Below are 20468 nucleotides of genomic sequence, written 5' to 3'. Positions count from 1 at the left end.
AAATTATCATGCTGCTTATTAAAATGTAGTATAATCAATTGTTAATAGTCTGCTGCTATGCAGGTTTAACCTATATTATTTCGAGGTGTTTTTATGGAGTGGCTGGAAACAATCAGATTATGGACCCAGATGCCAGTTAAGGTGCTGGACATTCGTCATTTTACGATGAAGTCTGGAGAGAGACTGAGTTCCTATTCCCTACCTTCAAGCGGATTTCTATTCGCCAACCAAGGAGAAGCCAGATTGATGCTTGATGGAATTGAAACCTCATCAGCCAAGTTTCAGGTTCTCCACGGCGGAAAAGGAGCAAATCTGAATATCTGGTGCTTAAACCAGCCGTTTGAATACTACCTCATTTTATACAAACCCGTTCAAGAGCAAGCGGGTCAAAGCCCATTCGAACGAGAAGATCGGATGGCTCTATTTAGACAAAACTATGCGTTTCAGGCCCTCTATCCGCTCCCCCTGATATCGCTTGTCGAACAGATGAATCAGCAGTGGTCTAATAGAAATGAACTGGACAAACTGCAAGTGAATGGATTGTTCTATCAATTCGTGCATGAACACTTTCGTCAACTACAGATGAAGGAAACCAAAATATCCGAGCCGGATCTGGCTACACAAATAGCCCAATATATTCAAAAGCATTTTCAAAAACCAATCGCTATGGAGAAGATGGCTAAACAATTTCATTACAGTACCCACTACCTCGTAAAGGTGTTTAAGCGCAAATATGGATGCAGCCCTATCGAGTATGTCGTTCAAACCCGCATCAACAGGGCCAAATCCTTGTTAGCTGAAACAGATGCTTCCATTCGGGAAGTTGCCGAAAACGTTGGTTATACCAATTTTTATTATTTTAGTAGACTTTTCAAAAAGCAAACCGGCGAAACCCCAACACAATTTAAAATGCATAGCCTTGTTATAAAAAGTTCAACGAATACAAATTTTACACTCAAATCATTCATTGCTCCCGGATCAGGACAACGTTATATTGGTAACAATGATAATCATTATCAACATGACGCTTGGAGAGTGGACGATATGAATGTTAGTTTTAAGCCTGCTTTTGCTGTTACCCTTTTGTTCAGCTTAACATTGCTGCTGGCAGCTTGCAGTGGCACGAGTGACGTTGCGAAGCCAATTGAAACAAGATCGTATACCGATGTACTTGGTCGGAAAATGGAAATTCCTGTGCAACCCAAAAGGGCTGTTGTTATTACATACGGTGGTTATTTGCTTCCATTAGGTTTAAAACCGATAGGTGTCAATCAGGAGATCCTCGACCTTTATCCTGACAAGATGGCTGATGTCGCTAGCATAGGCAAAGGAACAGGTAATGTCGAGGCCATTTCCGCATTGGAGCCGGATTTGATTATACTGTCCGATTTTCACGACAAAGCAACCTTTGAGCAGTACCAAAAAATTGCCCCAACTATTGCAGTAGCATGGGGTGGTGATCCAGACGTGGTGAATACACTACGGACGTTTGGCGACATTATGAACCGGAAAACAGAAGCAGAATCCTGGATTGCTAAGTTCGAGAAAAAATTGCAGGGCATTCGGGAACAAACTCACATCCCCATTAAAGCAGATACTACCGCAATCTCTTTCATTATTTACAAGGGAGAGGTACTGCTTGGAGGTGAGGGCGGTACCCTCGGAAAATTGATCTACCAAGATTTCGGTTTCCAAATGCCTGAGCAATTCAAACCCTATGCCGATGGCGGAACTGCTCTTTCCATGGAAGCTCTGGTCCATCGTCCGGCTGACTATTTCTTTACTCAAATGACCGATCAAGAGTTGAAGCAAACCATGCAGCTATTCAGCGAGCCTGTGTACCAAATAATTCCCGCTGTGAAAAATAAGCACATTATTAATGTTTCCCGTGATAAATGGAACAATGGCCCCTACTTGGTAGATGAGGCAGTCGATTCGTTGATTGAACAAATATCTCAAATTCAGCCATAGGGACATACGGCACACTTCATTAATATATTTAGGGAGTAAGCTGGATAACTCGGAAACTGCCCGGAAAGGTTAAAAGATTAAAAATAGCGAGAAGTCCAATACAATGGGCAACTCGCTATTTGCTATGCATAAGAAATCTTCCTGCTCCATGCAACATTGATCTGTAAGAGCTAAATAGCAGAGCGTAAAAGGCCCGCATCAAACGCGGGTCTTTTATGTTGGGGCTATGATGATATACAGTATGGTTGACGCTTCTCGCTATAAGATATAATTTAGAATAAGAAATACTTTTAAAGAGAGGGAGAGTGACAATGCGTCATTTAGAGGATTCACTTGGGTTTCTGATTTTTCGTACAAACTTGGAACTAAAAAGTGCATTTATAAAGAAAATGAAGAAGTTTGATCTAACACCTGATCACTGGATTATTTTAAATTGCTTGTATGAAAAAGACGGGATTAATCAGACGGAATTGGCCGAAAAAACGTATAAAGACCGGGCCTCGTTGACAAGGATTCTTGATCGGATGATTAAAAAAGGTTGGATTTTTCGGAAAAGTGATCCTGAAGACGGTCGATCTTTACTGGTCTATATAACCGATCAGGGCAGGAATATTAAAACGAAGGCAGAGCCTTATGATGTGGAGAATATCCAGGAGGTCACTTCGCATATGACAGAAGAGGAAATTTATTTACTCAAGAAATTAATACGGAAGCTTGCTGATAAAGAGAATTTTTAACAGGGAATAGAGTTGGATACTGGGAGCAGAAACCCAACCCTATTTTAAATCTTATGCCAACTTAAAGCTTTCTGCCATGTCTAAAGCTTTTTCTTTGGCACTGGCTAAAATTTGTTCACTCTGATCCGGATTCTCATCAATCCCCTCCACAAAAATAGTAGGAAGCATCTCCACACCCATAAAATTCATGACTCCACGCACATAGGGGTCAGAATAGGCTCCCCCTGTTGAATATTTCCCTCCACATCCGTGAATGTGAATACCGAGTTTATTCTCCAACAAACCAACCGCGCCGTGAGGCGTGTAGCGGAAGGTTTTGCCCGCCCAGCAAACTGCATCGAAATAGGCTTTCAGTACAGGTGGAAAACCCAGATTCCAAAGGGGAGAGACAATGATATATTTATCAGCGTTCATAAACTGCTGGGTAAACTGATCAAATACTTTAATTTTACTCTTTTCATTCTCTGTCAAATCATCGAAGGTCATCGTACGAAGCTTCGTTTTGGCATTTAGCACATCCATATCCACAAAGGGGACTTCCATATTAAATAAATCCATTTCTATAACTTCGTCAGAAGGATTCAGTTCCATGACACGTTCTAAAAAGATTCTTGCAATCTGCGTGCTCCGGGAAAGCTCATCCTGAACGGGGGTACTTTTGATGAATAAGATTTTAGCCATTGTTATCACTCCTGCATTTTATTTGTCTAGTCAAATATATATCATTAGATATCTACTATAGAAATCCTTACTGCTTCTGCTTCTTTTTTTGAAAAAAGAAGTACATGAGCAGCCCCATAAAACCACCCATAAAGCCGCTAATAATGCCCGTGATCGTATGATTTAATGCATTTCCTAAAACTGTAGAAGGTACTGGAACTATAAAATAATTGATGATAAAGCTCATCACTGCCCCCATAATACACCCTGCTATACCTTACTTAACAGCATCTCTCATGGATGCCTCCCTCCTTATCATTTGATCAGTCAAATAATATACCAAATTTAATTTTATTTCAGTGATCAATGTCTCGAAAATCAATCCCCGTGAGGACATCATACTAAAGCCCATTTCAGCCCCCAATAGGCCAATTGGAATCCTAATTAGAGATACCGGTGTATCCAGTTCAATTTGGGATAGGAAAGTGGCAGCTCCGCACTTCAAAAATGCGTCCAAACCCACAACTTGATTGAGAGCGTCAAGGAGGAACTGTCCTGCAGCTCAGATGAAGCCTCCTTCGTATCCAGAAGATAAAAGCCGAACTGCAAAATGAAAAGAGCCAGAGAGAACGGTTAATGGACTGTGTTCTGGAAGCGAATGCACAGCGCTTGTTGGAACAGGCCTCCCGGGTCAATGACATCGCTGTTATCAAACAGACTTTTGAAGCTATCTCTCAGAACAGCTTGTTCCCGCTGTGGATCATGCATTTGCGGAGATCCTCTACGAATTACGAATGGAAATTAAACCCATCCAGGAGACTGTCAGCTGACCGAAGATTTGCAGTGGGGCGTTCCTTGTTACATGATGCCCATGGCATTCTAATCAAACAAACGGAGAATGTACAGGCAGGGCGCCAGATTCGGTTCACCAATGTTCAAGAAATAGTTGCCATGGAAACCATCTTGAAAGTCTATAATTATGAAGCCATTGAAGTTGAAAAAGCCGGTTTGGAAGTGAATTTTAAAAAGAATACAGAATTCATAACTCCTGAAGAACTTCAAAATAAATTCGATGAAACCCCTGCCTTGAAAACTGCTTTTGAAGCATTGACGCCTGGACGGCAAAGAGCATACATTCTTTATTTTTCTGAACCCAAACAATCCAAAACTCGAGAGTCAAGGGTGGTCAGCCAAGACTTGTTTCTGGGCTAAATCCATCTATTTTAGCATCTCGTAGCCGATCACCGCGTCATGACGCTGTCCAGCCGTCAGTTGGAAGCGCAAAGGATTGCCAAGGGCATCGACAACCGCATGAATATTGGTCGTTAATCCACCTCTAGATCGTCCAATAGCTTGCTTGAAGGTCCACCTGTTGCGCCGGCTCCATCCTGATGGTCTCGGACAATTGTGGCATCGATCATGACACTTTCAAAATCAGGTTCAATCGAGACATGCTCTAATATCTCCTCCCAAATGCCAGCGATTTTCCAACGTTGTAACCGCGTAATGAAAGCATGGTTCCGGGTAATCTTTAAGATATTTCAGGTGCCTCCTCCTCATCTTGTAATAAAGTTCATTCATACGCCGTTCCTGCAAGGATCAACTCCTCCTGTATCCAGCTACTTCGGGTAGACAGTTGCAGCAAGTCGGCAGCGATCTGCTTGACCTGCTCTTGTAAAACATGTGGCTGGTCAGTTCCTTCCAGAAAGCGACTCAAAAAATGAAGAAATACATCTACCTTCCTAAGCAGCATCAATACAGGCACCGCATCAATCTCGGCATGGGACAGATGAACTTGGCGGCAGAAGCCCTGGCAAAAATACCGGACTGCTTGCATCTCCTCCGGTTGTCCCAAAAATCCCGATAATATGACCGCTGGTTCCATGACCCGAACGTCTAACGTACAAAATTCAAAATCAAGCAGTGCAGTCACTTGGCTATGATCTATATCCTTTACTAACAAATTGGAAGCGTTCAAATCACCATGTACAAGCTGATGCGGCAACTCTTCCAATGCATGAAGCGAATCTGTAATCTCTTCATATACTTTTCCTATCATTCGCAGCTCGTCATGCAAAGCTTTTAGGGGCTCAGGCGGATTTAGATAAACCTCTTGAATTATTTCCTGGTTACACAATGGGTAGGATTGCTGCAAGGCGTAATAAGGTCGGTAGACTGGAGCCATATCAAGACTGAATGTCGCAAGCACAGCAGATAATTCACCCGTGACCTCGCCAAAAGAATAGGCAAAGCTTGATTCCTGCTCCAGTGGTGATTTGCCTTCTATGTAATCGAACAGACAGACGTATTTGCCACTTTCCTTCTCGAGCTGAGCGAGTGTCTCTCCCGCTACTGTTGGAATTGGCATCGGTACCCTGAATGATAGAGAATGCTTACTCAGTGCCTGCAAAACTGCATGCTCAAATTCAATTTTGTCCCTATCCCTGTGTGTATCGTAGACGCGCAGCACCCCGCTTCGCATACCACCCTTAACAAAATACGTCGTATTATTCCAACCCCCGGTTCGTTTCTGCAACGTTCCGTTCCACTCCGGCCAGTGCCGTCTTAGTATCGCTTCCAAAGATGTATCCTCCCTTTTGCCGGAGATAAAGTACGCCTATTCATTCTCCTTACTGTCACTTGCATGTCCTCGCTACATAATCTAGATATTGCGAACGCGTAAGGCCTCAGGTTTGGCGGTTAAAATCATCATACGAGATATCTTCCGGGAATCCGAACTCGGTCGACGCTTTTTTACGTGCCTCGTGATATAACGGATGATCCAGCGTTTTGGACCATTGTCGATCTTCCGGAGAACCAAAGCAATCGTTAGTGACACTGGAATAAGCACCATCATTTAAAAATTCCCTGGCAGATCTGAAGGTAATCTCCCTCTCCGGCTTTAAAGCGGTACCGGTCCCCCAGCTCAAACGATAAGTCCTTCCCTTCTTAGCTATCATTTCATTAGCCTTGTGCTTATGAATTTGCAGATATTATAACATATAGACGCCCAATTAAAATTGGACGTCAATTTATACCCTTCATTTCCTCAACTGCTCGTTTCGGATATTTTGTGGGGTAGTGCCATAAGTCATTTTAAATTTTTTAATGTAATTAAAATGATTAGATAATTGCTGCAGGCTTAAATGCTGATAACGAGGTCTTAGACGAGGCTAAAGTTAAACTGTCAGAAGTTGATAAAGCGGAGAGGAAGCACCGATATGAAGAGGACTATTTTACACCTGTTCGGCCAGAAAACTGATTAATTTTTCCAACTCCAATGACTACCCAATTAGATAAACTGTAAAGCAAACTTACTAAGTAATCAATCTTACTGAAGTGTATGAAAGATATAACGTCTCAGAGGAAGAAAATTAATATCGAAGGACAAGCAGCTACAGCTTGTCTTTTTTTGTTGGGATGGTGATAGTCGTAGATTGCCAAGGAGAAGAAGTAGCGGGCTTCTATGGAGTGAGTCGACCACCATCTGCGCTATAAATGTAACCCCCCAATAGAGGGGGATTCCTTGAAATTAGTTTACAGATAATTGTTGACCGACCTATGCCATACGCAAGGCTAGTTGTACCTATTCAACTACTAGTGCCAGCAGAAGTTTATTTATTAAGTCACTTAAGTCTCTGCAGACACCGCCTTATCCATGCCCTGTACAGCAGGGGAAGATTGTTTCAGGGCAAGTACATGAATGTAAAGAAAAACACTTATCACACCCAACAGGAACATTTCCAGCCCGATAATCCAGGACGGAACAAATGCACCGAACGTAACGGATAACGAACCGATCATCATGGCTCCCCGCGTTGTCAATGAATTGATCGCCATATAGGAACCCCGTTTATCAGACGGCATAATATCCGCCAACAATGCTTGTTTTCGTGGAATATAGATTACTTCGCCAATAGATAAAATCAGCATGACAGCGAAGAGGAACCAGGGACTTTTGCCGATTACAATTAATGCATATCCGGCGGCATACAGCAAAATTCCCACCGTTACCGCTTTCGTATCTTTCGTCTTCTTAAAAAGCTTGGCAATCAATGTGCCGAATAAAATAACAGACAGTGTATTAATTATGCTTAAAATACCAAACAAGTTATATCCGTTGATTTTCAATGAGTAGCCAGCTACAGAGAATAACGTTTGATGCCCAATGACTTGAACAAGCCGAATGGGCGTATAATTATTGGATTGCAGTTCAATGGACAGATCCAGCAATGAGGCAAGCAGAAAAAATATAAATACCTTATTGGTTAAGACAACACGGTAATTTGCTGCTGTACTCCGCCAAAAACTTTTTTTTTGAATTTGCGGATCGATTACGGACAGGCTTTCCGAAATGAATAATGCGACAATCAGGAGCGAACAGAAGGAAATGAACGCCAGTGCAATAAACAGTTCCATCCGGAATTGTTCGAATAAGAAGCCGCCTAGTAGGATTCCTATTAGCAGAGACACGTTCCAAAGCCAATAATCAAGTCCGTAAATATACTTCCGCTCTTCGCTACTGCTGGAATCTATAATCAAAGCTGACCCCGCAGGATTCGAAAGTCCTGCACAGATACTGCTTACCAACATACCGATGCATACAAGCAAAGTAGAATAAAAAAACTCGATGCTCCCCACAACCATTGCAATGATGGATGCCAACCGGACATACTCACTGTATACCAATACCTTTTTTCTTCCATACAAGTCCGACATGTATCCGCCATAAAACCCTGCTAGAAAGGAAAGGAAAACATTGGCAGCCAGCAAAATACCCGCCCATTTGACGCCGAATTCCATAGAAAAATATATCCCCATAAAGGGGAAGATGGAGTTGGTAACCAACTGCGTTAAAAAGCGTTCAACCAATCTTAATTTAACATTGGGATGCAATCGCAGAAATTTCATATTTGCCCCTTTCAAAATCATCCCTTATGATTCTCCTGCATCTGAAGCTTTCTCGGCATGGAAAAGTTCCAGAATGTCGTAAGCATGCTCGGGAAATTATACAGAAAATGTCCTATGACTGCAGGCAGGACGGATTGGCTTATAACAATGGAATAGGACCAGGCTAGCCCCAACATAAACAAGGTGATATAGGATTTCCAAGAAAACTCTTCACGCGTATCCTTTTGCATATAGTGCGAAAAAGAGAACATTGCGGAAGTGAGAACAAATGCGCCGACGATTCCCCAATCTTTCAGCAACCCCACCAGGAACAAGCGGTAAAACCATTCCTCGCATACCGCACTTCCAATTAACGACAGCTCCAATATTACAAAGGTACGAAATGAAATGGCCTGCATAAAGCAATAAATATCTTTATTCAACAAAGCCTTATATTCTGGCCATTGCCATAACAATGCCAACAGAGCCGCGCCAACGGCCACTGCAAACGCAATCCCCCATCCGCCGCCCGTAGCATTATTTAGCGGACGGCTTCCCATAAGCAATGGCGGAATGAGATAGGGCAAGAAAAAGAGAAGACTTCTTATCATATCCGCACAGTAAAAATGCCGGACTTTTCTTCTGATCAACTGCGTGGAATAAAACACGGTCAAAAATATCAAAACTGCAGATACGAGACTGTTTATCACGATAAGGACCTCGGCTTATATCAATCTGGGAAAAGGATGCCTTTTAATCGGGTAAGGATTTATAGCATAAGTAAACTACAGAGCTTTATTATACTTTTTGGCTTGCTTTTGGAGCCGCAACTTTTTGAATTTTAGGCTTTTTGTACATATTGTCACCTCCATTCCGTTCGGCATCCTTTTCCCGGATTGAACAATCATGTGAAAACTGGCATATTCCTATACCACCTCGATAAAATCCACATCCTTTAGCTCTTGAATAAATTCATTTACATCCCCGAGAACTGTTTCTTTATCCGCTTTATACTCTTCGGCTATGGCTGTGGCAACCTCATCAACCGTACGTTCTCCATCCAACAGACTCCAAATCTTATATGCTACTTCATCCAACAAATAAACATCATTATTTTTCACCGCATAGGTCTTGTCATTCAGTATTCGGGTTTGAATAAAAACATTGCGAGCGTATTTCATTTTTTCTCCAGCTCCTTTATGGTTTCATGAATGAGATGTTGGGTTCTGTCATTCAATGTCTGACAATACCGCAAGCATCTCCGGATTGAATCCCGAACGGTATTGTCATCGAAGGCTTCGCTTTGATAAATCAGATAATTATTCAGCAAATCGAAATCGCCTGTCCGGTCGGCATATCGTTTCAATTTACGGAACAACCACTTGAGCCGTGGATTTGATTCCCCATTAACAGCCAAGAAAGCAGTCATGCTGGCGTCCAACAGGTGTCTGGTTCGGAAAAACGCGGTCCCGTAGTCCCCGGATTGATAGGCCCCCTGGATATCTTCAACGATGTTGGTGTAATTGGTGGACTCGGACAATGCGATATACAGATCGAGGGATCGAAAAGGCAGCATTGGAAGACGTTCTCCCATTTCTTGCGGACAAGTCAGAAATGTCGCGTATTTCAACCGGTGCAGCAAATCAAGTTCATCAGCATTGAAGGAAATGGGGTATTCTTCCGAACGGACCTCGAAATTTTCAAGTTTGGCAAGGAGACTGTCAAAAAACTCATTTGTCAAATATGTAAAATCAAATCGGACGTCATCATGAACAAAATTATGGACAATGAATTGGTTTACCGACAAGACAATCGGGTCAAGCCCTTCGGTTTGTGAAAGCAAGCTATCAATTTCAGGCATTGTATCCGTGATAACAAAGACGTCTATGTCGGAAGAGGCGTTTCCAAACCCTTCGAAAACAGACCCCGCTAAATAAACCAGTGTCCGGCTGTCAATCCAAGGAAGTTGATCCATCACATAAGTATATTTTGAAGTTGGGTCATCAACTTGCGTTAGCTTCATCGATCTCACACCCTTTCTATGCGTTGATATATACATACTGTATAATAATGTAAAATATTTTTTATGATTTTATATCGGAAGAGAACACATGTTAGAATAATAATGGAAAGAACAAGGGGGATAAAACCCGTCTTGAACTGTCCAAGGAGGAACGGATTCAGATGGTTTCCAAATTATTAAACTGCTCGGAGGCAACCTTGCTTCGCGAATCACTGGATGAATTGCTGCGCAAGTATGAAAAATAGCAACTTCCCGCGAGTCAGGCCGTCCCTTTCCAGCAGTTGAACGATTAGGGGCGGTTCATTACCGGATGTTCCACAATCTCTCAACCTTCACTAGCTCTTCACCGTTGAACTCCATTTTGTATACATCCGGTTTGGAGGTTTGCATTAAAAAATGGTAATCATATTGGCGGTCAAAATACCCCATCATTAATGTCATGACAGCTCCATGGGTTCCAATTGCTATTTTCCGTCCCCGGAAGGCCGTTAATAATTCTTTCAAAACCGCTACCGCACGGCTCTGGCAACCGTTATTCGATTCCGCTCCCACCAAAGCAAAATCGGGATCAGAAAACGACTTCTCCAACAATGGGAATAAATCCTCATCAGGCATCCGGTGGTCATCTGTGGAAAAAATCCTTTCTTTCAGATTTTCAAATAAAATGATTTCTTTCCCTGAACGCCGGGCCAACTCCTGAATGGTCAGGATTGCCCTCTGATACGGACTGGAAACGAAAACCTCGATTCCCTCCCCATTCAATAATTCTGTTGTTCGATTGGCATCCGACATTCCTTTATCAGTTAACCCTCTTGTTCTTTCATTTCCTGCCGTCTTCGGCGAATCGCCATGCCTCACCATGTAGATGAACGTTTTCATAATATCCTCCATAAAGATCCGATGAATGGCTAATTATCTGGCCACTTATTTATTATTTTTCCTGAATATCCCTACCCACCATGCTCTTTTTCCATTCTCTTCTCCCGCATAGTTCTTCATTACTTCATAGAGATCTACTTTATGAAAATCACTAGTGATACTATTAATTTCCTTTTCAGTATAATGATGGTATGTCATTCCGTATTCATGCTCTTCATAGGATATGAACGTCAAACCATGATCATCAAGAAGTTTATACTTGGACGGCATATCGCGTGCTGTGGACCTGATCTTAAAGATCAAGTACCCGTCTTTGCTCAATACCCTCGATATTTCTTTAAATACGTTCACGGCGGAATTCCAATTGTTAAATTGAAGACTGTATAATGCAAGAACACAATCGAATTGCGAATCTTCAAAAGGAAGATGATAAAAATCACTTTCTATGAATTTGATGCTCACTCCGACTTGTTTAGCCCTCGATTCTCCTATTAGCAATGCTTCCTTCGAAATATCAATCCCCGTACACTTATGGGAGCGTGCAAGTTCCAACAGGTTCGTGCCATGACCGCAGCCTAATTCAAGTATATTGCTGTTAGGACGCAGTAATTTGCTGTTCTTTTCAACAATCTCTGATGCCTTTCCATTGATATCCGGCACTGACCGAACGGCGGTTCTCGTAAGAGCCTGACCTTTATAAAGCTTGTTCCATATCTCTTGATTTACAGCTGCGAATTCTTTACTGCTCACAGGCCATCACCCTTTCATACATTTGTATTGTCTATAAAAGTCCTGTATTCTTTGCCAAAAAGAAAGAATTCACAGATTCACTGTCTTTAAATTCTGTTACGTTTTCATCAGTTTGCTACTTGGCACAGACCGACCCAGATAGTGTAAATAGGCATATTGATTCAAATGTAAAACAAACGACAGTTGTTCCCGCAATGCATCAAGATCCTTTGTATTGAGTCTGCTGTTCAGCAACAAAGAAACTCACTGAAAAAAAGAGGCCGTCTCCCTGTAGACTAATCTGCACCTTAGGTAGCATCTTCATATTATGCCAGTCGGTTCGCTCCACTTCATACTCGCTTTGCGAACGAAACTCACATAATGACAGGTGTAGCCAACCTTCTGCATGCCACAAAAATATTTACACAATCGTCAATATCTTTTTGGGTTGTTTGCCACGAACATATGCTTATCCGGATGGCCGGCTCATTCTGCCACAATGCGCCACTGCACCAACATTTTCTGCTTGCTTGTATATTTTTCAGCGTTGCCGAGGTTATTTCGGAGTTCTCGCATTTTACTACAATTTGATTAAACACTACGTTGTTTCCCACATAAAAACCTTGTTCGGTAAGCTTTTCAGCAAAGTACTCAGCATTATCGCAAAGATCGTCGACAAGTTTTTCAATACCAACTTTCCCTAAATATTTTATGACAGCCCATAACTCTACACTTCTTGCCCGTTTGGACAGTTCAGGAACATACAGCATGCCGTCACGATGGTCGCTATATTGAAGGTAGGACCCAGATGCCTGCATGGCGCTTACCAGCGAATCCCTGTCTTTGCATAGAACGACACCGCAATCAAAGGGTGCGTTTAAAGTTTTGTGTGCATCAACAGACCAAGAATCCGCTTTTTCAAGGCCTTTTGTCAAATATTTTCTTTTGCTGGATACAGCTGCCCAAAGCCCGAAAGCGCCGTCCACATGTACCCAGGCACTTGCCTGATTTGCCAGCGTACAAATTTCCTCTATCGAATCAAATGCACCTCCGGTAACATTTCCAGCTTGAGCTATAACCAAGGTTTTGCTGTCAAGTGGAGGTAATTTACCAATGATCATGCGTCCCTGGTCATCAGTAGGCACCACTTCAACCATGTCTCTGCCAATTCCTAACATAGACAAGGCTTTCCATACAGAAGAATGGGCATCCTCACCTACAACTACCCTGATTTTAGGCGCACCAAAAAGTCCCTTTGAGTGGACATCATATCCTTGGTTGAAAAGCAATTTATTTCTTGCTGCGGTAACTGCACAAATTGTAGCCACCGAAGAACCACTGACAAAACCGGCAGCAGTGCCTTTTTGTAACCCAAAAAGGTCAACAAGCCACTTCTCGCATACTTCCTCCAGTTTTGATGCAATCGGTGACATGATATATAATCCGCTGTTCTGATCCCATATATCGGTAAGCCACTTCGTGGCCAATGCCACCGGAATTACCCCCCCGTTAACAAATCCAAAATATTTAGCACCGCTTTTGGCGACAGTTGCCTTTGACCCGTACTTGTGCAGCATAAAAAGTATTTCAGAAGGAGAAGAGGACTCTTCAGGGATTTTCTCCTCAAACTTAAGCAGATTCTCCAAAGCTTCACAAGACGGCGAAACATCCATATACGGCAAATTTTCGATATAATCATATGCATAGGTTTTAGCCTGTTCCATCAGTTCTTTTGTTTTCAGTTGTTCCATCATCTCATTTTGCAAGTTTATGTGACCCATAGCATGTTCCCCTCATATTATATTTGCGCAGCTGTGTCCCGTATTAATTTCACTGCAGCTTCAACATTTTCACCGATAAAAATCTCGGCATTTAAGATTATTGCATCAGGTCGGCAAGAAATAATGTTGTATAAATCTATCATTTCTGCCGGAGTAGGAATGGGTTGCCTACGTAATGATGTCAATATGCCCGTTGCAATATAGAGCTTTTTGCTTCTTCGCTTGGCTGTTTTAGATATTTCGGATTGATACTCGTATAATCTGCAAATTTCGGAATTCAACAGTAAGTCTCCCCTGCCCAACATTAGGTTGGAAGAGCTTGCAATTTCATCGGCATTTTTAATGGAATCTGCAGTTTCAATCTTACTGATGATTTCAATGTCCTTGTCCAATATCCCGTTTCTGCATGTTAACAAATCGCTTAAATCAGTCACAAAAGAAAAAGCAACGGATGAGGGCTTTACCCGGTTAACCAAATCAATGTACTGCTGCCCGTTTAATTCCTTAGCAACATAGTTATAAGACAGGGATTTTTTAGTGTACATTTTTATTGTGTTGGATACTTTTGCAATAACACAATCCTGCTCATCATCTACTTCTAGAACAGATAAAACACAATCGCCGTCACTGTAAATAAGTTTTTGCCCCGTAGAAACTGACCTGCATATATTTTCGTTATCCACAAATATAACCTTAGTATTAAAATCTCTGAATTTGTTTTTCTCCCCGGTTATGGTGACTGTTTCTCCGGATTCGAAGTCATAAGTAAAGTGGTTATCTACAAATGAAATTCTTGTCTTTCTTCCCGGAAAGGGGAGATCAAGCATAATCTTGCAATGTTGCATGCTCTTATTTTGGGTCAAGTTTCGAATGATCTTTTCAAAATACTCCAGTTCTTCTTCCGAACTGCATTTCGCCAAGTTAAACCTGAAGCTTCGAATACCATACTTCAACGAATAAGTGACTTTTTCGTTCACCGCTTCTTCATTAAACGGTATTCCAATAGTTGCAATAATTTCAGTACATACCAATGCCGATCCCTCTTCCCCGTTAAAGAAAGGTATTATTATCAAATAGAGATCCTTTAATGCCTTCTATATCGTAATTGCTACCTCGATGATCTTACTTGCCATTTTGTAACAGTTCAGATCCAGGTAGCCGTTATTGCTGCAAAAAGAATCATTTGGGCTATCCAAGTTTCTATGCAAAATATATTTATACTCAAATCCCATCAAATACATCCAGCAAATTTTTATAGATCCATACAGCTAATTATTCTATACCAAATAACAGACAGACATTTTTGTGTAGAGATCAAGTAAAAACTGTTTCAACTTAGAAACATCGGAAAAAGTAAATTGGTTTTGGGCTCCGATGATTTCTTTTCCAATTATCCACTTGCTATTTTCATAATCGATCATATCCAATTCTCTCTTCATAAAGTAATCTGTGAAGAAATTGATATGGTCAAGTTCGAATTTCTTACTCTCAACTTCAATATACTTCATCCGTTTTTTCACTTCGCAATTCGAATCCAAAAACTGAACATCATGCCCGTTGACCTTATATTTTACGTTTTTGTATTTGATGGTCATTCTATTGAGTTCCTTGTAATAGAATGCCAATACTTTATTTTTGAATATGCTTAAGTCCAATTCATCAATAAGAGCCCAGATGGTTTTACTCTCCTGATAGGTCTGTAAGATGTCATTTGTAGATGTCAACCTATCTTTGGTGGCTATGCTGTAGTATAAATTGCCGTGGTTAACTTTAAATGTGATTTTCTTCTTATCATGCTTAAGATCTTCAAACAACATTTGAATGCAATCGTTATATCTGAAAATAGTCAACCGATTATCTTCAATCTGCTTATACAAACCCTCAAGTAATTGTTGTGTATTCAAACTGAAATCGGACGTAATATAAGTTACTTCAGTTTCCATATTGTTCTTCATGATACTCCCCCTGAACAATGCTTTTTAGAGATTCATGCATTTTTCTTTCTTGCTTTTACTGCTTAAGGAGTGACCGAGGCTCTCCACAAACTTGCCGATTTCATCAAACTCGTTGAAGATATAGGGTGAAGCAAACACATCACTCTGTTGGAACGACTCCAACTCAAATTCATAAAAAGATTTATTATTTATTTTGTCAGTCGATTGATCAAAGAAAGCGACACCTAAAAATTCATTTTCACCGAGTACATTTATCCGGGGGAATCTTAAAATAAACCCAGTCCTGAACGAACTGACGATTGATATATTCTTAAGCTCCGATAAATTTGTTACACCTAAAAATTTCTTGGCAATTCTATGAATATCGCAATCAACATCGAACGTACTCATATTTTTAGGCAGTTTACCGTCAACTTTGCAGGAGTACTCGTATCTGCTCCACGTTCTATTCGTTATGGTCTGCGGAAGCTTGAGATTTATTGAAATCTGCGGTCTGTACCTCACTCTGTACGTTATTCCGGCTTTCGAAAGATCTAAATCCTGTGTGTCATAATAAAAATCATACATATGTGCGTTTCTATACGGAACAACAACGTAACTTTCCTTAAGATAGTCATAAATGGGTTTAAACATTTTTTTTTCGGATATTTCAAACTTGAGTTCATTTTCAATGATCAGTTTCTCCCTGATTGAATACCCAATTTTCTTCATTTTTTCCTTCGTCTCTTCAAGTGTAGTCATCCCTTATCTTCCTCCTTTTTCTATTTATATAATTTCGTCACAACATTATTTAACATTTAATATAAAAAAAACAATTTTAATTTTTTTATAGAAAAAAATAATAATTTTTACATGGTTAATTTTACAGCGCATTTCCTCTTTTCACAACTTCTAAAATTGTCGATTAAAGACTATTTATGTCGTAAAATGTAAAATATAGTGAAAATTTTGTGTCTTTCCTTCCCGGATATCGACAAAATAACTTTAAATTTTTTTTATTAATTTATTAAATTATCTTTGTAATTTTAACTAGTCATAACTACCGACATAGCCGGTGGCTTCTATTAGCACTGCACTATAAGGACACGTTACTGGCAAACGCCTTAATGCGCACTGAAACTGTGTTGCCACAGGTTGCCGCTTTCAGGGGCAACTTTATCTGTCCTTTTTCATCAACTTACCTGTAAACGGATCAATCAACTCTTTCATCGTTATCTGTTTGCAATTATTCCCTTCCATTAATTTGTCTCGGATATACTCCTCGAGAACCTTCTTCTCCTATGGTATTCACGTAATGCCTTCTACACCAAAATTGGCATTTCCAAACGCTCTCTTCATCGAAATCAAGGGGAATTTGCTGGATAACCCCATCCCAAATCCCTGCTTCCTGCCAGCGCCAAAAGCGAGTGTATACCGATTTCCAATTGGGGAGGTGTCTTGTTAGATCCCGCCATGAAGCGCCCGAACGAGCCACCCAAAGCATCGCATTGAGCATGTGCCGATTGTCCACGGCGGAGCGTCCTCCTAGTGGTTTTCGTTCAGATCGAAACAGATCTTGAATCTGCCGTTATTGCTCATCTTGGATAGGCACTGCTTTTCTTACGCTTCTGTATCCTGTTAGGAACGAAGTTAATTGTATTTTTTCACTATATCTCGTTTTAGGTTTATCACAGAAAAATTTTCATGCGTCATTCTCCTCGCTTTCCGACGAGGTAAAGAAGCTTCTAATCTCTCAAGCTCAGAAAGAAGATTCCTTAATTTTCTTATTTACGTATTCATTATGTACCTTTTCTTGCTGATCATTCGTATTATAAAATCACTTCAATTTATTTTATTATCATGACTATTTTGATCAGTTTATTTCTGCTAAATAAATCTATTTTTCAATTCCGACTGCAATCGACGAAAAATTCCATATTCCTTTTCTTTGACTCAGCAAATTAAGTCTCAAACATTCCAAAACTATGATATTGATACGAATAGCTTGCATATTTTTATTACATTCCGAACATAAAGACTAACCCCTACCTAAGCTATTCAATAGCTTTCGTCTTGATATCATTTTTTCTTCTCATGATCTTGTTTGACCATATCTTGTTGTCTTTTGCCCGTTTCTTTTTTTCAACAAATCTCTTTCTCCCAAAGATTACGTTTACATCCAGCAAACCAAAGGGATAATGCAGTTGGATAAACATCTCGCTACATTCAGAGTTCTTGATGTTCGTCTGTGAGCTGTACATTTCCGATTCGGCACAAGAATAGAAACAAAGACACCAGCAAAGTTTGGTCAAGACCCATTTAGTGGACAAATCGTACATACCCGTCTGTGAACAGATCCATTTCCACACGAAAGATGTCTCCTGGCACGGTTTTATACCGCTTATTCTTCATATGCTTCAGCCGTTCCAGCTTCTGACCATAATCCTCGGGAACGAGAGACGGGTATTGTTGGAGCCACGCAATAATCTCTTCTTTATCTGTAAATGCTGGTATCCCGTACATCATATAATGGTCATAGCGTTTACATGCTCCTTTGATATCCTTCATTTCCTCAACTGCTTGTTTCGGATATTTTGCGGGGTAGCACCATAAGCCATTTTAAATTTTTTATAGAAAAAACTCATGCTGTTATATCCAACCTGCTTAAATATCATTTCGAACGGCAGGTTGGTATTCACAACCAGAGAATAAGCTGCATTGAGTTTAATGTTGGCAATAAGCTGAGTATAAGTAAGACCAGTTACTTTTTTTAACTTATTACTTAAATACGTACTATTGTAACTGAAATGATTAGATAATTGCTGCAAGCTTAAATGCTGATAATGCTCTTCCATGTAATTCAGAATAGATGTAATATTATTTTCCTGCTGGTTTAAGTGAATATTATGCTCGCTTTCCAATACACGAACCAATTCTCCAAAAACAATCTGCAAATAAGCCTTGACCAATTCCATCGAATCCTCTTGACTGGAAAAATATTCGATTAAGATTCTGCGCAATATATATTGAAGGTTTTCATTATGTTGCGACTCAAAAATAATAAAGTGATTATGGTGCTGATGCTGGAGGACAGAGTTGGCGAGAAATTCACCAATCAGACTTTTTTTCTTAGATAACCGTTGTAAGAACAGGGAAGAAATCGTTTCTCTTTGCAGCAGGATATTAATAAGGATATCGTCTTCTCCCAAAGGAGCGATGCTGTGGGGCACATCCTTATCCAGGACACACACTTGGCCTTCACAAAGCTGAATTTCTTTGCCTGCTATGATTTGATTGCACTTACCTGAATAAACATAGTTTAATTCAATAAATTCATGCATGTGCTCCAGCATCGGAGCAAATCTATTGTGCTTGCTAATATAAATATCATGTTCTCCAAAGAAAAACAAAGCGGGCATACGATACATGTTCAGATTAATATCATAGTATCGTTCGTCCTCCGATTCTTCGGAAAGATCATTAATAACCTCGTTGTTTTGTTGTTGTAAAAGTTCAATTTCCGTTTTAATTCTCAGCAACTGGTCCAACTCATGAAGGTTCATAAATACTGGCTCCTCCTTCATTATATGATGGAAAAACGGGCGGCTCTCCGCCCGTTGAACAAACTACCTATACCTGATGCCTCCCATTAACTGTGAACTGCCGCCTGAGCCTTACTGCCCTTTCCTCTAATAGCGATTCCCAGACAGATGAGTGCAGCAATTGTAAACACAATCGCAGAAACGAGGAAGGAAAATGAGGCGGTTTCATTTCCAAACAACATGCCAACTAACTTGATAACATAAGGCGAAGCAAACGCTCCCAAATTGGACCCTACCATCGCAATTGAAATAGATATCGTCTCACTGCCTTTAGGTACGATTTTAGTTAGTATGGTAAAAATATAAGGAATAAACAGCGCAAAGCTAAAGCCAATGATAAGCATGGCAACGGTAACCATGGTAACATTCTGAGCAAACCACAGCATTACAAAACCTGTAGCTGTTAATAGACTGGAGATAAAGGGAGCATAATTTCTAAACCATTTATATATTTTACCAAACAAGAAGCCTGCAATCATAGTTGCCAAGGAGAACAGCGTTAACGCGGTTCCTAAAAAACCAGGATTAGGCATATTCTTTTCAGCAATCATAATACCTGTTTTGGTATACACAATCATGATAAAGGTCATAAACAGGAAAAGTGCAGCTCCTAATCCAAGTACAGGTATGGATACTCCGCCGCTCTTGTGGCCCGTTCCTGTTGAATGCTCCACTGTAGGCTCCACACGCTCTGGTTCGGGAATGATAAAGAAGAATAACAGCGCAACAGGAATAGTGATCGCATAGCATAAAAAGGCAAACTGCCAGTCGATTAAGGCAAGCTGTCCTGCCACAAAAGTAGCTAGGCTGCTTCCTAGCCCTTGAACGGCACTTTGAAAGCCTACTAATTGGGCACGTTCGTCCCCTTCAAAAAAATCACTAATTAAGCTGACGGCCAGCGAATTGAACATCCCGAGACCTGCACCTAATACCAGACGCAACGCGAGAATCCATGTAATGTTCGTAGTAAACATAGGAAGGATTCCGCCGATGACCACGAGCAAAAGTCCTAGCATGACTGTATTTTTTTTGCCCAATCGGGAAGAGATCGGACCACTCAACAGCACAAACAGCATCATCGTGAAGGAGGGAATAGTAACTACGCTTTCAATCAAGGAACTAGAAACCCCTGATAATTGGTTCAGCATCATCGGTATGATAGCCGAAATGGCACTCGCTGATGTCAGGACTAACGAAATGGACAGCAACGCCGTTTTAAACAAACCTTTGTTTTTTATATTCATCAAGTTACTCACCTCTAG

21 protein-coding genes and 1 pseudogene are annotated in these 20468 nt (G+C 40.7%); 3 read left to right on the top strand and 19 right to left on the bottom strand.

Annotated features, from left to right (window positions below; translation table 11 throughout):
- Positions 1-93: 93 nt before the first annotated feature.
- Positions 94-1971, top strand: coding sequence for a helix-turn-helix domain-containing protein (locus ACQ4MX_RS23625; protein WP_431087650.1), 1878 nt, complete (start codon positions 94-96; stop codon positions 1969-1971).
- A gap of 311 nt (positions 1972-2282) precedes the next feature.
- Positions 2283-2708, top strand: a complete 426-nt coding sequence (locus ACQ4MX_RS23620; protein ID WP_431087649.1) for a MarR family winged helix-turn-helix transcriptional regulator — start codon at positions 2283-2285, stop codon at positions 2706-2708.
- Between the two features lie 51 nt (positions 2709-2759).
- On the opposite strand, the gene ACQ4MX_RS23615 is transcribed toward ACQ4MX_RS23620, so the two are convergent.
- Both ACQ4MX_RS23615 and ACQ4MX_RS23610 read right to left on the bottom strand, forming a co-directional pair.
- Positions 2760-3389, bottom strand: coding sequence for an FMN-dependent NADH-azoreductase (locus tag ACQ4MX_RS23615; RefSeq protein WP_431087648.1), 630 nt, complete (start codon positions 3387-3389; stop codon positions 2760-2762).
- Between the two features lie 67 nt (positions 3390-3456).
- A complete protein-coding gene (locus ACQ4MX_RS23610) occupies positions 3457-3627 on the bottom strand; it encodes a hypothetical protein (RefSeq protein ID WP_431087647.1) in 171 nt (56 codons plus the stop codon).
- Between the two features lie 377 nt (positions 3628-4004).
- Between ACQ4MX_RS23610 and ACQ4MX_RS23605 the strand changes: the two genes are divergently transcribed.
- The gene (locus tag ACQ4MX_RS23605; protein ID WP_431087646.1) at positions 4005-4580 is read left to right on the top strand and encodes a YdeI/OmpD-associated family protein; all 576 of its coding nucleotides are present in this window, start codon (positions 4005-4007) and stop codon (positions 4578-4580) included.
- Between the two features lie 30 nt (positions 4581-4610).
- Here the strand turns inward: ACQ4MX_RS23605 and ACQ4MX_RS23600 are convergent.
- From ACQ4MX_RS23600 to ACQ4MX_RS23520, 17 genes and pseudogenes are all read right to left on the bottom strand, one after another.
- Positions 4611-4870: pseudogene (locus ACQ4MX_RS23600) on the bottom strand (IS5/IS1182 family transposase); the annotation flags it as partial.
- 71 nt (positions 4871-4941) lie between these two features.
- On the bottom strand, positions 4942-5949 hold the full coding sequence (locus ACQ4MX_RS23595; protein ID WP_431087644.1) for a phosphotransferase: 1008 nt from the start codon (positions 5947-5949) through the stop codon (positions 4942-4944).
- Positions 5950-6055: 106 nt separating this feature from the next.
- On the bottom strand, positions 6056-6298 hold the full coding sequence (locus tag ACQ4MX_RS23590) for a hypothetical protein (RefSeq protein ID WP_431087643.1): 243 nt from the start codon (positions 6296-6298) through the stop codon (positions 6056-6058).
- A 700-nt stretch (positions 6299-6998) separates the two neighbouring features.
- Complete coding sequence (locus tag ACQ4MX_RS23585; RefSeq protein ID WP_431087642.1) at positions 6999-8279, bottom strand: MFS transporter; 1281 nt, start codon at positions 8277-8279, stop codon at positions 6999-7001.
- Positions 8280-8296: 17 nt separating this feature from the next.
- Positions 8297-8845, bottom strand: a complete 549-nt coding sequence (locus tag ACQ4MX_RS23580; RefSeq protein WP_431087640.1) for a CPBP family intramembrane glutamic endopeptidase — start codon at positions 8843-8845, stop codon at positions 8297-8299.
- Positions 8846-9184: 339 nt separating this feature from the next.
- Entirely contained in the window at positions 9185-9439 is a 255-nt protein-coding gene (locus tag ACQ4MX_RS23575) for a PqqD family protein (protein WP_014282674.1), read from the bottom strand.
- Entirely contained in the window at positions 9436-10281 is an 846-nt protein-coding gene (locus ACQ4MX_RS23570; RefSeq protein WP_431087638.1) for a hypothetical protein, read from the bottom strand. Before ACQ4MX_RS23570 ends, ACQ4MX_RS23575 begins: the two co-directional genes overlap by 4 nt.
- A gap of 303 nt (positions 10282-10584) precedes the next feature.
- On the bottom strand, positions 10585-11160 hold the full coding sequence (locus ACQ4MX_RS23565) for a histidine phosphatase family protein (RefSeq protein ID WP_014282676.1): 576 nt from the start codon (positions 11158-11160) through the stop codon (positions 10585-10587).
- A 45-nt stretch (positions 11161-11205) separates the two neighbouring features.
- Complete coding sequence (locus tag ACQ4MX_RS23560; protein ID WP_431087637.1) at positions 11206-11910, bottom strand: class I SAM-dependent methyltransferase; 705 nt, start codon at positions 11908-11910, stop codon at positions 11206-11208.
- Positions 11911-12263: 353 nt separating this feature from the next.
- On the bottom strand, positions 12264-13670 hold the full coding sequence (locus ACQ4MX_RS23555) for a pyridoxal phosphate-dependent decarboxylase family protein (RefSeq protein WP_431087635.1): 1407 nt from the start codon (positions 13668-13670) through the stop codon (positions 12264-12266).
- 17 nt (positions 13671-13687) lie between these two features.
- Entirely contained in the window at positions 13688-14743 is a 1056-nt protein-coding gene (locus ACQ4MX_RS23550) for a pyruvate kinase (protein ID WP_431087633.1), read from the bottom strand.
- Between the two features lie 204 nt (positions 14744-14947).
- On the bottom strand, positions 14948-15625 hold the full coding sequence (locus tag ACQ4MX_RS23545) for a hypothetical protein (protein WP_431087631.1): 678 nt from the start codon (positions 15623-15625) through the stop codon (positions 14948-14950).
- Positions 15626-15649: 24 nt separating this feature from the next.
- On the bottom strand, positions 15650-16366 hold the full coding sequence (locus ACQ4MX_RS23540) for a CYTH domain-containing protein (RefSeq protein WP_431087630.1): 717 nt from the start codon (positions 16364-16366) through the stop codon (positions 15650-15652).
- Between the two features lie 484 nt (positions 16367-16850).
- Positions 16851-17177, bottom strand: a complete 327-nt coding sequence (locus ACQ4MX_RS23535; protein WP_431091397.1) for a transposase — start codon at positions 17175-17177, stop codon at positions 16851-16853.
- A 746-nt stretch (positions 17178-17923) separates the two neighbouring features.
- On the bottom strand, positions 17924-18172 hold the full coding sequence (locus ACQ4MX_RS23530; RefSeq protein WP_431087629.1) for a hypothetical protein: 249 nt from the start codon (positions 18170-18172) through the stop codon (positions 17924-17926).
- Entirely contained in the window at positions 18169-19167 is a 999-nt protein-coding gene (locus ACQ4MX_RS23525) for an AraC family transcriptional regulator (RefSeq protein ID WP_431087628.1), read from the bottom strand. Before ACQ4MX_RS23525 ends, ACQ4MX_RS23530 begins: the two co-directional genes overlap by 4 nt.
- Before the next feature lie 86 nt (positions 19168-19253).
- The gene (locus tag ACQ4MX_RS23520) at positions 19254-20450 is read right to left on the bottom strand and encodes an MFS transporter (protein WP_431087626.1); all 1197 of its coding nucleotides are present in this window, start codon (positions 20448-20450) and stop codon (positions 19254-19256) included.
- Positions 20451-20468: the final 18 nt, after the last annotated feature.

The sequence above is a fragment of the Paenibacillus sp. 8b26 genome, assembly GCF_050626875.1.
Classification (GTDB): Bacteria; Bacillota; Bacilli; order Paenibacillales; family Paenibacillaceae; genus Paenibacillus.
Note: the sequence above shows the minus strand (reverse complement) of the source record. Positions and strands in the feature narration are given on the sequence as shown.

Coding starts and splice junctions, on each gene's coding strand:
- ACQ4MX_RS23530 (WP_431087629.1), bottom strand. CDS start 18,172: ATGAAGGATATCAAAGGAGCATGTAAACGCTATGACCATTATATGATG.
- ACQ4MX_RS23610 (WP_431087647.1), bottom strand. CDS start 3,627: ATGGGGGCAGTGATGAGCTTTATCATCAATTATTTTATAGTTCCAGTA.
- ACQ4MX_RS23585 (WP_431087642.1), bottom strand. CDS start 8,279: ATGAAATTTCTGCGATTGCATCCCAATGTTAAATTAAGATTGGTTGAA.
- ACQ4MX_RS23565 (WP_014282676.1), bottom strand. CDS start 11,160: ATGAAAACGTTCATCTACATGGTGAGGCATGGCGATTCGCCGAAGACG.
- ACQ4MX_RS23540 (WP_431087630.1), bottom strand. CDS start 16,366: ATGACTACACTTGAAGAGACGAAGGAAAAAATGAAGAAAATTGGGTAT.
- ACQ4MX_RS23520 (WP_431087626.1), bottom strand. CDS start 20,450: ATGAATATAAAAAACAAAGGTTTGTTTAAAACGGCGTTGCTGTCCATT.
- ACQ4MX_RS23615 (WP_431087648.1), bottom strand. CDS start 3,389: ATGGCTAAAATCTTATTCATCAAAAGTACCCCCGTTCAGGATGAGCTT.
- ACQ4MX_RS23605 (WP_431087646.1), top strand. CDS start 4,005: ATGGACTGTGTTCTGGAAGCGAATGCACAGCGCTTGTTGGAACAGGCC.
- ACQ4MX_RS23555 (WP_431087635.1), bottom strand. CDS start 13,670: ATGGGTCACATAAACTTGCAAAATGAGATGATGGAACAACTGAAAACA.
- ACQ4MX_RS23545 (WP_431087631.1), bottom strand. CDS start 15,625: ATGAAGAACAATATGGAAACTGAAGTAACTTATATTACGTCCGATTTC.
- ACQ4MX_RS23525 (WP_431087628.1), bottom strand. CDS start 19,167: ATGAACCTTCATGAGTTGGACCAGTTGCTGAGAATTAAAACGGAAATT.
- ACQ4MX_RS23575 (WP_014282674.1), bottom strand. CDS start 9,439: ATGAAATACGCTCGCAATGTTTTTATTCAAACCCGAATACTGAATGAC.
- ACQ4MX_RS23570 (WP_431087638.1), bottom strand. CDS start 10,281: ATGAAGCTAACGCAAGTTGATGACCCAACTTCAAAATATACTTATGTG.
- ACQ4MX_RS23620 (WP_431087649.1), top strand. CDS start 2,283: ATGCGTCATTTAGAGGATTCACTTGGGTTTCTGATTTTTCGTACAAAC.
- ACQ4MX_RS23625 (WP_431087650.1), top strand. CDS start 94: ATGGAGTGGCTGGAAACAATCAGATTATGGACCCAGATGCCAGTTAAG.